This is a genomic window from Bergeyella cardium, from assembly GCF_003614945.1.
GTDB lineage: Bacteria > Bacteroidota > Bacteroidia > Flavobacteriales > Weeksellaceae > Bergeyella_A > Bergeyella_A cardium.
In genome coordinates this window covers 1,723,316-1,736,014 of record NZ_QYCZ01000001.1, presented here as the reverse complement: position 1 = coordinate 1,736,014, position 12,699 = coordinate 1,723,316, and the positions used below count along the sequence as shown (strand labels likewise).

The following is a 12,699-nucleotide window of genomic DNA, read 5'->3' as shown; positions in this document are numbered from 1 at the left end:
TTTAATTTTTGGGTTATAAGCTAGAAGTTTTAGGAAAAACAGGGACTAAGTATGAGCATACAGCCTGTTGCTTAGAATGGAAGGCGAGAATACAGATCATTGACATTTACGGTAAAGACATCACAAAGAGAAAACCGAGCACTTATAAGTGCTTGAGTAACCTTAAAAGAGGAAAGAAATCGTTAAGGGCGTATGGCGGATGCCTAGGCTTTCAGAGGCGAAGAAGGACGTGGTAAGCTGCGAAAAGCTACGGGGATTGGCACACACGAAATGATCCGTAGATATCCGAATGGGGCAACCCAATAAGTTGAAGACTTATTACACCGTAAGGTGAGCGAACCCGGAGAACTGAAACATCTAAGTACCCGGAGGAAAAGAAATCGAAGAGATTCCGTAAGTAGTGGCGAGCGAAAGCGGATTAGCCCAAAAGCATATATATGTTTAATAGAATATTCTGGAAAGGATAGCCATAGAGGGTGAAAGCCCCGTATATGAAAGGCATATATAAGTGAATAAAAGAGTAGGGCGGGACACGTGAAATCCTGTTTGAATAAGGGGGGACCATCCTCCAAGGCTAAATACTCCTGAAAGACCGATAGTGAACAAGTACTGTGAAGGAAAGGTGAAAAGCACTTCGAATAGAAGGGTGAAAGAGAACCTGAAACCGTACGCCTACAAGCGGTCGGAGCAGCATAAGCTGTGACGGCGTGCCTTTTGCATAATGAGCCTACGAGTTAATTTTACTAGCGAGGTTAAGGTATTAAGTACCGGAGCCGAAGCGAAAGCGAGTCTGAATAGGGCGAATAGTTAGTGGGATTAGACGCGAAACCTTGTGATCTACCCATGGGCAGGTTGAAGCTTTGGTAACACAAAGTGGAGGACCGAACCGGTTGACGTTGAAAAGTCTTCGGATGACCTGTGGGTAGGGGTGAAAGGCCAATCAAACTGGGAGATAGCTCGTACTCTCCGAAATGCATTTAGGTGCAGCGTCGATGATAGTTTATTAGAGGTAGAGCTACTGATTGGATGCGGGGGTTTCACCGCCTACCAATTCCTGACAAACTCCGAATGCTAATAAATGTTGGTCGGCAGTGAGGGCATGGGTGCTAAGGTCCATGTCCGAGAGGGAAAGAACCCGGACCACCAGCTAAGGTCCCCAAATATATGCTAAGTTGAAGCAACGCGGTTGAACTGCATAGACAGCTAGGATGTTGGCTTGGAAGCAGCCATTCATTTAAAGAGTGCGTAACAGCTCACTAGTCGAGCGGTTCGGCATGGATAATAATCGGGCATAAGCATATTACCGAAGCTGTGGGATGATATAAATCATCGGTAGGAGAGCATTCTATCGGCGCAGAAGCATTACTGTGAGGTAATGTGGAGCTTATAGAAAAGAAAATGTAGGCATAAGTAACGATAAAGCGGGCGAGAAACCCGCTCACCGAAAGACTAAGGTTTCCTCAGCCATGCTAATCAGCTGAGGGTTAGTCGGGGCCTAACGCGAACCCGAGAGGGGTAGTGGATGGACATAGGGTTAATATTCCCTAACTTGCTCACGGTAAAAGTGACGGTTCAGCCAGGATACTGAAGACTGACGGAATAGTTAAGACCTAGCCTACGGGCGAAGTTGTTGTATAGTAACTGGATCCAAGAAAAGCGAGTGAAGCAACCCGTACCAAAACCGACACAGGTAGTCGAGGAGAGAATCCTAAGGTGCTCGAGTGAGTCGTGGCTAAGGAACTAGGCAAAATAGTCTCGTAACTTCGGAATAAGAGACGCCCTCCTCTGGGAGGGCCGCAGTGAAGAGGCCCAGGCGACTGTTTATCAAAAACACAGGACTCTGCTAAATCGAAAGATGCTGTATAGGGTCTGACACCTGCCCGGTGCTGGAAGGTTAAGGGAGGTGCTTAGCGTAAGCGAAGGCATTGACTGAAGCCCCAGTAAACGGCGGCCGTAACTATAACGGTCCTAAGGTAGCGAAATTCCTTGTCGGGTAAGTTCCGACCTGCACGAATGGTGTAACGATCTGGGCACTGTCTCAGCCACGAGCTCGGTGAAATTGTAGTATCGGTGAAGATGCCGATTACCCGCAATGGGACGAAAAGACCCTGTGAACCTTTACTATAACTTCGTATTGACTTTGAGTAAGTAATGTGTAGGATAGGTGGGAGGCTAAGAAGCGGGCACGCAAGTGTTTGTGGAGCCGTTGTTGAAATACCACCCTTTGCTTACTTGGAGCCTAACTTCTGTATGGAAGGACATTGCGTGGTGGGTAGTTTGACTGGGGTGGTCGCCTCCAAAAGAGTAACGGAGGCTTTCAAAGGTACCCTCAGCACGCTTGGTAACCGTGCGTAGAGTGTAATGGCAAAAGGGTGCTTGACTGTGAGACCTACAAGTCGATCAGGTGCGAAAGCAGGACATAGTGATCCGGTGGTTCCGAATGGAAGGGCCATCGCTCATAGGATAAAAGGTACTCCGGGGATAACAGGCTAGTCTCCCCCAAGAGCTCACATCGACGGGGAGGTTCGGCACCTCGATGTCGGCTCGTCACATCCTGGGGCTGGAGAAGGTCCCAAGGGTTGGGCTGTTCGCCCATTAAAGTGGCACGCGAGCTGGGTTCAGAACGTCGTGAGACAGTTCGGTCTCTATCTATTGCGGGCGTTAGATGTTTGCGAGGGCTTGACACTAGTACGAGAGGACCGTGTTGAACAAACCTCTGGTGTATCAGTTGTACCGCCAGGTGCACCGCTGAGTAGCTAAGTTTGGAAAGGATAAGCACTGAAAGCATATAAGTGCGAAACCTGCCTCAAGATGAGACATCTTTTAAGGGTCGTTAGAGAAGATGACGTAGATAGGTTACAGGTGTAAAGGTGGTAACATCATAGCCGAGTAATACTAATTACCCGTAGATTTATAGCCTTGGTTGTTTGGGTATTTATAAGTGCGATAGTAGGTTTTGTCTTTGTGGTTGTTTTTACTGCTAAAATAAAGGTATTTAGGGTGGTTTTAGCAGAGGGGCTCACCTGTTCCCATTCCGAACACAGAAGTTAAGCCCTCTAGCGCCGATGGTACTGCGTAAGCGGGAGAGTAGGTCGCCGCCAGTTTTTATAATTATTTTAAGAGGTTCTTTATCGTACGATAAAGAACCTTTTTTTGTTGGTAGGGTCAGAGGGGGCATAGACCCTTTAATTATTAAATAATGGGGCTGCAGTGGTTTTCTTAGCGTTGATTTTTGGATTTTTAGCTTTTAGGATAACTACTTCACCAAAAACTGACAATAGTTTACCAAAAAGGTAAACTACTTCACTAAATACTGACAATAGTTCACCAAAAAGGTAAACTACTTCACCAAAAAGCTGAACTAATTCATCAAAAAGCTGAACTAATTCATCAAAAACTGACATTTCACATTTCAGATGGTAGAATAGTTTCGTTTAATCTTTTTGTGAAAAAGTAAGATTTTTAGTGTTTTAATTTTATACTTTTCAAGAGATAAAATGGGACTTACAAAGTCCCATTATCAATAAGTTGTAGATCGAAATCTTTCCAGTATTTTTTAGGAAGAAGTAGAGTTTTGGTATCAGCTTTTGCATAGAAAAAGACGAATAACTTTTGGGGAGTTCTCAGTGCAACGCTCATTTCTTCAGCAGAATAATAAATGCGCATCTCCTTTTCTTTGAATTTAAAGAAAGGCTTGGAGCTCTCTTTGGAGGTGTAGAGATTAAATACAGAATATTCACCCTCTTTTTTGGGTCTGATGACAGGATAATCGGAAAGACCTCCTATTGCCACAGCGGTGGGGTATTCTTCTTCGATAATCTCTATATTAAGTCGCTTCAAATAGCTTTGAATGTTTTTGAAGCCTTTAAGGGTTTTATTTATGGAGGTTATTTTATCCAAATGGTCGTCTAAAAAGAGGGTGGAGTTTCTTTGATGAACCACATAAATTCTATTGCCTTTTTTGGTTTTGAAATTTTGTATAATATCTTGGGTTTTTACAGATTTTTTTATTTCAAAATCCTTGATAGAGATGAATTCAAGATTATGATTATCCAAAAAAGCCGTTAGGTATTCGCCATCTTTTCGTACTGTTTTATATTTTTTTGGAAGGCTAATTCGCTCGTCTAAGTCAATATTATTTAGAAGAAAACCTCCTTTTTCATTGTAGGCATAGAGATATTCTTTATTATCTAAATCAACTAAATAAGTGTCTTTGAGATAATCAAATTTTTCTGTTTTCCCTGTTTGGGTATTGATGATTAAAGCGCCGTTATAATCGCTATTAAGCGAGATAAAATGAGACTCTTGCCCTAATGTATAGGATTTCCATTCGTATGTGGGAGCGATGATTTCGTTTCCTTGTTCATCTACAATTCCGTAGTGATTATTCCAGCCGAATTCGTAGTATTTTTGCTGGGCAGAGATTGAGAGAGTGAATAAAAACAGGATGAAAGTTGTGAGGTTCTTTATCATAAGAAGTGATTTTAGGGCTAATTTATAACATTCGTATTTATTCATAAAAGAGAAAAATTACAAATTCAAGTCTCGTTTTGGATTGAAAAGGTAGATGATGAAGAGGAAGAAAATAGAAACAGCCAGAAAATACTGATAGTAATGCTCGGTGTTTTGGGATTCTATGATGATGGACGAATTGCCTGCTCTGTTTTTTATATTACTGATGATTTCTGAGCTGGCAGTAGCCCTATTATTTCCATCTATATAGGAGGCATTGGTCTTCTTGGCGATATTTTTTAGGGCTTTTTCCTGTCTTTTACTGATGACGGTCTCGCCATAGAGGTCGCTTTTGTAGCCCATTAGCTGCCCGTAGAAGTATTCTGGGATTGGAGCACCTTCGGGAGTACCAATTCCTACAGTCGTAACCGAAATTCCCTCCTTCTGTGCAAGTGAGATGGCAGAATCTTCATTCCCCTCGTTGTCCTCGCCATCGCTGAGGAGGATAATATGCCTTGAACCTTTGGGAATATCGTGGAATTTAGCTGCTGCGGTCTCGATTGCCTTTAGAAAATCGGTTCCCTGTACTTTTATTATAGAGGATTGGATGCCGTTAATATAGTTTTCGGTAGCACTGAGGTCGGAAGTAAGGGGCATAATGGAGGCAGCCTCACCTGCAAAGACAACTAAGCCTATTCTACTACCAGAGAGACTTGGAAGGGTACTACTGATGATGTCTTTTGCCATTTCTAACCTGCTTGGGGGGACATCTTCAGTATTCATAGAGTTGGAAACATCTAAAACGAAGATAATATTGCTCACTTTCTGTTTGCTTTCCACCTTTTCCTCACCTGCGACCAGGTCTATGATGGAGAAAATCAGAAAAAGCAGACTAAGAAGGTAGAAATAGGGTATAATCCTACTGAACCTATGCTCTCCACCAAATATATTTTTATGAAAAGAGCTTTCAGCAAAGATGTGTTTTCGGCTTTTTTTCCACCTGATGTAGCGGATAATGATGAGCCCCATTAGTGGAAAAAGGAGAAGGAGTAAAAGATAGGTGGAGTTTCCTAATATCATTCTGAATATGGCTTTAAATAAGGTGAAATAAATATTTTTGGTTTTTTATAATGCCAAATTTAATTAATCATTTTAAAAAGTACCCAACGGAGGAGTGCATCGGTGAACAGCAGTAAGAGAGCTATCCATAAGAAGTACTGAAAGTATTCTTCGTACTGATAGAGGGTTTGGATTTTAAGCTCAGACTTTTCAAGGGTGTTAATGGACTCATAGACCTTTGCGAGGCTCTCGTTGGATGTAGCGCGGAAGTATTTACCACCTGTATTTTGGGCAATTTCTCTGAGAACAGGTTCGTCTATAGTAACCTCGGTCTCACTAAAGATAAGTTCACCGAAGATATCTACAGAAGTGGGCATCAGGGCATAGCCATTGGTACCGATACCGATGGTATAGACTTTTATATTATTATTGCGAGCGAGCTCAGCAGCTGTCATTGGAGGAACACCGTTAAAAATAGTATTAACGCCATCGGTCATTAGAATGATAACTTTGCTTTTCGCCTTGCTATCTTTTAAATGAGAAACAGCAACTGCAAGCCCATCACCAATGGAGGTGCCTGGCTCGAGTTCAGTAGGGTTGAGGGCTGCGAGTTCTTCTTTTAGAACTTTATGATCAAAGGTTACAGGGACTTTTGTAAGTGCTTCTCCAGAATAGGTGACCAGCCCAATACGGTCACTGGGCCTTTGGGAGACGAAATCAATAGCAATTTTTTTCAAGGCTTCTAATCTGTCGGGTTCTAAATCCTTCGCAAGCATAGAAAGAGAGACATCTACGGTGAGTATGATGTCTATGCCCTTAGTATCATCTCTATTTTGGGAGACAGTGAAAGTACGAGGTCTTGCCATTGCAAGAATAAGAGCGGAAAGAATAAGATATTTGCTGAACTTGAGCAGTGGAATAATGATTCTGATGCTTCGGCTGGGAGAGCTACCCGCCAAAGAGGGAATTTTCACTCCTGATGATCTCCTGCGCACTACATCCCGAATAATCAAAGGTATAAACAGGATGAAGAGGAATAAAAATACTGGTGAATGAAACTGAAAATTAGCTGTCATTGTCTTTTATGAGTCTCTTTTATTTTTAATATTCTGATCTAAACCTCTTTCCTTAGGTTCTCAAACTCTATATCACTTATTGATTTTTTTACGATATGCGTTAAGTCATTGAGGTCAATAAGCATTTGCTCTTGCTCGGGATAGGCTTTTGCAAACTTTGCAGCATCACCCCGAAAGAAGATTTGCTCTAACAACTGCTCTGTTTCGGTGGGGATGGCGTTAATTTTCTTCATCAGGAAGATAAGATCGTCGGTGAGGAGGATATTTGCGGGTATTCTGTATTGCTTTGTGAGGAAATCACGGGTGATTTCTATGAGCTCGACATAGAAGGAGCGGAAATCATTGTTTTGTATGTATTTTTTCTTGCGCAAAGTGTCTAATCTTTTGAGTGTGGTATTGGTAATTTGAGCAGGAGAGGAGTGTTTTGCTTTGCTGTATCTTATAAAATAGAGGATGGCGAGGGTGGCAGCGATAATGAGGATGCCGGCGAGGATAAAGTTCTTGTAGAGGAGCCAATAATCGGTGAGGGAGAGCTTTATTCCTTTATTTTTCATTATATCGTGGATTTGTTCGCCTTTTTGGGAGGAATTGAAGACCTCGATATCGTAGGAAATGGTTTTGAGGTTTTTTTCTCCCACCTTGATGTCGTAGGAGGGGATTTTGAAGTTGCCCTCCTCTAAGATGCTGAATTCTATAATCCTTTCGTAGATATCGGACGACTGGCTGATGCTGTCGCGAATGACCTCAAAGTGGAAAGGCAGGAGCTTATTCTTCTGTGGAATGGAGATATTTTGGGAGTTTAGCCCCTCGATTCTTAAAGTGTAAGTGGCGGGCTCGCCGAGGGAGAGCTTGCGCTTATCGAGCTGAGTGCTGAGGGTCTGAGAATGGATAGAGATGCCCGAAAAAATAAGGAGTATATGAAGGATTTTCATTCGTAATTACCTTTTGAAATAAGTTCTTAGGCTCTTTACATAGTTGTCGCCTGTGTTTAGATTGATGAGGGCTGCTGATGCGCTTTCAAAGTCGGTCTTGAGGTGGTGGAGTTTTTTCATCCTTGCCTCTCGGAAGTTGTATCGCCAGCGGGGGCTGGAGGTATTTGCCCAGATTTGCTCGCCCGTTTCGGAATCGGTGAGGAGGGCGATTCCGATGTCTGGGATTTGATTGTCTTTTTCATCGGAAATTCTTATCCCGAGTAGGGAATTTTTTTTGGCTGCGATTTTTAATGATTTGGTGGAGTATTTTGCTTCGAAATCGGACAAGATGAAGAGCAAAGCTCTCTTTTTAAAGGCATTCATTACATATTCTAGGGCATTGTCTATGCTGGTTTCGGCGGGGATATAGCTTGCCGAGAGAATGCTGGAAATTACGGCTAAGAGGTGCTTTTTGCTTTTCTTTGGAGGGATGACTTTATAGACTTTGTCGGCAAAGAGGATGAGGCCTACTTTGTCATTATTACCAACAGCGGAAAGCCCGATGCTTGCACATATTTCGGCTACGAACTCCTTTTTAAGGGAGATGTGGGTGCCGTAGTCCATAGACGCTGAAATGTCTACTAAGAAAATTATGGTGAGCTCTCGTTCTTCTTCCATCACCTTTACGAAGGGCTCTTGGAAGCGAGCGGTTTTATTCCAGTCGATTCTTCGGATTTCATCGCCGAACTGATAAGGGCGTACCTCAGAAAAGGTCATCCCCTGCCCTTTGAAGGCAGAGGAATGTAGACCTATGAGGGAAGTATTGGTCTTCCTTTTTGATCGGATTTCGATCTGTTTTACTTTTTTTATAATGTCTTTTATCATTATGAATAGTGATAATGTCTCAACTGATGCTCTTTTTGCCTTGCATTACTGAAGCAAGATACGCGTTTTAGGTAACCGATAACTCGGGTGGCGTGGTCTATATTGCTTGAGTGGCATTTGCTGCATTCGTAGAGGGTTCGCTTGTCGATATGGTTGCATTCATTGCAAATCGTGATACGAATATTGAAGCAGAAATAATTACAACCCGAGAGAGCAGTGGCGTTTAGAAGTTTGATAAAGCCATCTTTGCTCGGTGTTTCTTCTAAGTTCAGGTGGAGAGCAGAACCGCCATCTAAATATTGGATAATCTCTTTTCCGTGAAGGATGATTTTATCTAAGACATTGATTCTTTCGTCTTCCACAGGGTAGAAGTAAGAATTGTAGCAATCACGAGGAGAGAATAGGCCGTCTTTCTGATCCCAAGAAGCATTTTTTACCCCGAGGTTTTCGGCTGGGACAAATTCTGTGTTGAACATATAACCATAGAGCTGTTTTGCTTTCTTGTTCTCATCATAAATTATTTTAAGATGATGGCTTACGAAGTTTTTATAGTCATCGTTATTGCTTGCTTCTATACCGAGATATTCGGCAGCTTCTACCATTCCATTAATTCCTATGGTGAGGAACTGCTTATCTAGAGAGATAAAGCCTGCATCATAGACTGGAAGTAAGCCCGCTTCTTTGTATTCTTCTACTAATTTTCTGAAAGCAACTTGGTACTTATGTATTTTCTGAACTTCTTTTTGAAGGTCTTTTTTCTGCTGAATCAGTCGGTTTATATTTAATGTGATGACATTGATAGAGCCCGTAGCTACCCCACCTGCTCCCAAAGAATAGCTGAAGGTATTATCACTGATTTCATTGCGGAGTCGGCAGCAGGAAGCGAGGCTGTCGGCACTTTCGGACTGATAGACGAAGAATGAATTGCCTTCGCTGAGCTCTTCTGCACACATTTCGGCAAAAGTGCTATCCACAGGCTTGGTGCCATCGGTAAGCATAGCCGCGGTAACGACAGGGAAAGTAAGAACGGCTTTAGTTCGTTCTTTATTAAACCACTTCATAAAGAACCTTTGGAAGCGAGAGAAGCGCTCCCAGACAGGGCGAGACATATCAGGGAAGACGAACTCACCAAACATACTGTCAAAGTAAGGCTTATCATAAAGCGAAATATTCCAGAATACGGACTGATATCCACGCGCTGCAGCTGGTTGGTTGATGGCATAAACCACATGCTGTAGGTGATTTTCAACGGCTTTAGTATGGGTTTCTAAGTAATCTTCACCATAGTCTTTTGCAGCAAAATGATCAAAGTATAAGAGGAATTCTACCGTAGCCAAAGCCCCAGCGAACTGCGAACTAACGGCAAAAACCAAGTTTACGAACTCTCCGCAGAAGCTCTCCAAGTGCTTAGGAGCTTTACTTTCTCCACCGATTTTCAGGAGACCATCGAGTAGGAAAGGATACATACTGATAGAAACGCAATAAGGCTTGAGTGAGGTTTCGTCGTGAACATAGATTTCGTGATTTTCAATCTGACGAATGTACTCGCTTGCAGTTTCTTCATCAAAGAGGGTTGCAATCTTTCTGCGTACCAGTTCGCGGTTAATCTGGATATTGATATCCTTGTTGATTTCCGCTTCCATTGTCGCAATATTTTTGGAAGTTACATTGGCATTAGCATCTACGGATGAAGCAGATGCAGCATTTCCTGCTTTGATGTACTTGTCGATAAAATCAATCTTTTGATTGATCTGGTTAGGTGTTAAACGAATCATAGTGTTGAATTTTTATTGTTAAAATAGTAATTTAAAATCTCGTTGGTTTCTACATTAATAAATTTTTGATTGGTTTTCGGACTGTCTAATCCACCTAATTCTTCTATCCAAGGTCCTACTTTAAGCCATGTTAAATATTTTTTTATTTCATCTGATACATCATCCAAACCTGTATAAAGGCAGGTGTTTAATCCTCTATCTATCGCTATTTTTAGTTTCTCTATTAAATCTTCTTCCTCCCATTCTCCTCCCATAAAGAGGATACAGGAAATCATACTTTGATATTTGTCTATAAGGCTGATGAATAATTCATCGGTTAGCAGATTTCCGCTACCATTTTTCCACAGAAAAGGCGAGTGGCAACCTTTACAGCGCAGAGGACAGCCTGTGATACTGAAACAGAGCGTAATCTGACCAGGAACCTCTTGCAAAACAACCTGTATGTTATGGTATCGGAGCATTTTATTATTACTTTTTACACGATTAAGGTGCTTGTATCTTGTTTAAAATTTTGTCTATTATCTCTTCTGCGGTGATGTTTTCTGCCTCTGCTTCAAAGGAGAGCCCTATTCTGTGACGGAGAACATCTTTTGCTATACTTTTCACATCTTCTGGAATTACAAAAGCTCTATTTTTCAGGAATGCACAGGCGCGGGATGCAATTGCCAGATTAATGGATGCTCTTGGCGAAGCACCGAAATCGATAAAATCTTTCAGCTCTACCAGTCCGTATTTTTCTGGGTATCGGGTAGCAAAGACCATATCAAGGATGTATTTTTCTATTTTTTCATCAAGGTAAATTTGATTGATAAGCTCCTTTGCTTCCTGTATGTGTTCCAAAGATATTACCTGCTGTATTTCGGGGTGATGAGCCGTTGAGACCATTCGCATTACTTTTCTTTCATCTTCAAAATCGGGGTAGTCTATGGTGCATTTTAGCATAAAACGGTCGCTCTGTGCTTCTGGCAGTAGATAAGTACCCTCTTGATCTATTGGGTTTTGTGTAGCGAGCACGAGGAAAGGTTTAGGAAGAGGCATTGTTTCATCACCTATTGTTACCTGCTTTTCTTGCATTGCCTCTAAGAGGGCGGATTGCACTTTTGATGGAGCTCGGTTAATCTCATCTGCTAAGACAAAGTTTGCAAACACGGGGCCTCGCTTTATCAGGAAGTCGTTTTCCTTTACATTATAGACCATTGTGCCTATAACATCGGCTGGGAGCAAGTCGGGAGTGAACTGTATCCTTGAAAAAACGCCATTTACCGCTTCGGATAAAGTTTTTATTGCTAATGTTTTTGCCAAACCGGGTACGCCTTCGAGGAGGATGTGTCCATTTCCTAAAAGCCCTATCAGAAGCCTCTCCACCATATATTCCTGCCCTATAATGACCTTGTTGATTTCTTGCTTTAGTAGCGTGAAATGGTAGCTTTGAGCCTGAATCTTCTCTGTTAAAATTTTTATTTCCTCTGCTTGATGCATCTTTTGTTATAATTTTTTTAATTAAATGAAAAATATAATGTATTAATAAAAAATCCTTCAATAATTGAAGCATGTAATGATAGTTTGCAATGGTTTAATTGCAGCATTTGAACCACAAAAGTATAAATAAATCGCCTCGTAAAACCCTTGTGTGTATAAAAGTTTTCCACAGGATTAGGAAACTACGATAGACAAATACAAAAAGAGCTATAATTCTTATTTTTCCTCTGTTTTTAATTAAACAATATAGTGTAAAGTGTTTATTTTAAATGAAATATAATTAATCACTCTTGATGGCTTGGAAAAGGATTTTAATTTTTTATCATTGGAATCTTATATTTTTTGGAAGGCTTTTGTTTTTTTACTCTTCTTTGGATTTTATGCTGTGACTCTTCTCTTTTTTATGTAAAATTTTTCCTGTAATGGGAATTTTATTTCTATCTAAATCAATAAATTATTTTAAGATATCCGCAGGCAAATGATAATATAAGTTAAAATTTTAGCTATCATTATATTCTTCAGCTTTGTTTTTTGGTTTGATCCAACTAAATGAACTACTTTTGGGCGTTTAAACAAATCTGTGATGAATTATCATTTTCTAGCCCATCGGCAGGTGAGGGAAAATCTGCAGGAAATCCTCCGCAAAACTTCTCTTGAAGAGCTTACAATGATACCTGATGGCTTTAATAACAACATATTTTGGAATATTGCTCATTGTGTAGCTACTCAGCAGCTTTTACATTATTACCTCAGTGGAAATGAATTCGTCATTGATACCGTTTGGATAGAAAACTATAAAAAAGGAACGCTTCCTAACTTGGATATATCGCAGGAAGATGTGCAGAATCTGGACTTTATTCTCATTGAAACTTCAAAGGTTTTGGTAAAGAACTATGATGAGGGTATATTCTCAGACTATAGACCTTACAGCACGAGTTTTGGTTTAGATTTAAAGAAAATTCAAGATGCCATTATTTTTAATAATATGCACGAGAGCCTGCATTATGGCTATGTGATGGCACAGAAAAGAGCAATTTTAGGAGAGAAATATTAATCAGGGCT

10 protein-coding genes and 2 rRNA genes are annotated in these 12,699 nt (G+C 41.1%); 3 read left to right on the top strand and 9 right to left on the bottom strand.

Annotated elements, in window-relative coordinates; translation table 11 throughout:
• The first annotated feature begins 172 nt into the window (after positions 1-172).
• A 23S ribosomal RNA gene (locus D8991_RS07855) occupies positions 173-2,919 on the top strand.
• Between the two features lie 77 nt (positions 2,920-2,996).
• Positions 2,997-3,104 (top strand): 5S ribosomal RNA (gene rrf / locus D8991_RS07850).
• An 81-nt stretch (positions 3,105-3,185) separates the two neighbouring features.
• On the opposite strand, the gene D8991_RS07845 is transcribed toward rrf, so the two are convergent.
• From D8991_RS07845 to D8991_RS07805, 9 genes are all read right to left on the bottom strand, one after another.
• Positions 3,186-3,404 (bottom strand): hypothetical protein, encoded by a 219-nt coding sequence (locus D8991_RS07845; RefSeq protein WP_120489574.1) that lies wholly within the window; start codon positions 3,402-3,404, stop codon positions 3,186-3,188.
• 100 nt (positions 3,405-3,504) lie between these two features.
• Positions 3,505-4,473, bottom strand: a complete 969-nt coding sequence (locus tag D8991_RS07840) for a hypothetical protein (RefSeq protein WP_120489573.1) — start codon at positions 4,471-4,473, stop codon at positions 3,505-3,507.
• A gap of 57 nt (positions 4,474-4,530) precedes the next feature.
• On the bottom strand, positions 4,531-5,532 hold the full coding sequence (locus D8991_RS07835) for a vWA domain-containing protein (RefSeq protein ID WP_120489572.1): 1,002 nt from the start codon (positions 5,530-5,532) through the stop codon (positions 4,531-4,533).
• Positions 5,533-5,591: 59 nt separating this feature from the next.
• Positions 5,592-6,587: a vWA domain-containing protein gene (locus D8991_RS07830; RefSeq protein WP_120489571.1), complete on the bottom strand. Its 996-nt coding sequence runs from the start codon at positions 6,585-6,587 to the stop codon at positions 5,592-5,594.
• A gap of 38 nt (positions 6,588-6,625) precedes the next feature.
• Positions 6,626-7,519, bottom strand: coding sequence for a BatD family protein (locus tag D8991_RS07825; protein ID WP_120489570.1), 894 nt, complete (start codon positions 7,517-7,519; stop codon positions 6,626-6,628).
• Positions 7,520-7,525: 6 nt separating this feature from the next.
• Positions 7,526-8,386: a DUF58 domain-containing protein gene (locus D8991_RS07820; RefSeq protein WP_120489569.1), complete on the bottom strand. Its 861-nt coding sequence runs from the start codon at positions 8,384-8,386 to the stop codon at positions 7,526-7,528.
• Positions 8,383-10,158 carry an anaerobic ribonucleoside-triphosphate reductase gene (gene nrdD, locus D8991_RS07815; RefSeq protein ID WP_120489568.1) on the bottom strand — a complete coding sequence of 592 codons (1,776 nt, stop codon included), beginning with the start codon at positions 10,156-10,158 and terminating at the stop codon, positions 8,383-8,385. The genes D8991_RS07820 and nrdD overlap by 4 nt, the downstream gene beginning before the upstream one ends.
• On the bottom strand, positions 10,155-10,619 hold the full coding sequence (gene nrdG, locus D8991_RS07810; RefSeq protein ID WP_120489567.1) for an anaerobic ribonucleoside-triphosphate reductase activating protein: 465 nt from the start codon (positions 10,617-10,619) through the stop codon (positions 10,155-10,157). The genes nrdD and nrdG overlap by 4 nt, the downstream gene beginning before the upstream one ends.
• A 22-nt stretch (positions 10,620-10,641) precedes the next feature.
• Entirely contained in the window at positions 10,642-11,637 is a 996-nt protein-coding gene (locus D8991_RS07805) for an AAA family ATPase (protein ID WP_120489566.1), read from the bottom strand.
• Positions 11,638-12,220: 583 nt separating this feature from the next.
• Here D8991_RS07805 and D8991_RS07800 point away from each other — a divergent pair.
• Positions 12,221-12,691 carry a DinB family protein gene (locus D8991_RS07800; RefSeq protein ID WP_120489565.1) on the top strand — a complete coding sequence of 157 codons (471 nt, stop codon included), beginning with the start codon at positions 12,221-12,223 and terminating at the stop codon, positions 12,689-12,691.
• Positions 12,692-12,699: the final 8 nt, after the last annotated feature.

Excerpts from the sequence above, each read along its gene's own strand:
- D8991_RS07845 (WP_120489574.1), bottom strand. The coding sequence starts at position 3,404 with ATGTCAGTTTTTGATGAATTAGTTCAGCTTTTTGATGAATTAGTTCAG.
- D8991_RS07840 (WP_120489573.1), bottom strand. The coding sequence starts at position 4,473 with ATGATAAAGAACCTCACAACTTTCATCCTGTTTTTATTCACTCTCTCA.
- D8991_RS07835 (WP_120489572.1), bottom strand. The coding sequence starts at position 5,532 with ATGATATTAGGAAACTCCACCTATCTTTTACTCCTTCTCCTTTTTCCA.
- D8991_RS07830 (WP_120489571.1), bottom strand. The coding sequence starts at position 6,587 with ATGACAGCTAATTTTCAGTTTCATTCACCAGTATTTTTATTCCTCTTC.
- D8991_RS07825 (WP_120489570.1), bottom strand. The coding sequence starts at position 7,519 with ATGAAAATCCTTCATATACTCCTTATTTTTTCGGGCATCTCTATCCAT.
- nrdD (WP_120489568.1), bottom strand. The coding sequence starts at position 10,158 with ATGATTCGTTTAACACCTAACCAGATCAATCAAAAGATTGATTTTATC.
- nrdG (WP_120489567.1), bottom strand. The coding sequence starts at position 10,619 with ATGCTCCGATACCATAACATACAGGTTGTTTTGCAAGAGGTTCCTGGT.
- D8991_RS07805 (WP_120489566.1), bottom strand. The coding sequence starts at position 11,637 with ATGCATCAAGCAGAGGAAATAAAAATTTTAACAGAGAAGATTCAGGCT.
- D8991_RS07800 (WP_120489565.1), top strand. The coding sequence starts at position 12,221 with ATGAATTATCATTTTCTAGCCCATCGGCAGGTGAGGGAAAATCTGCAG.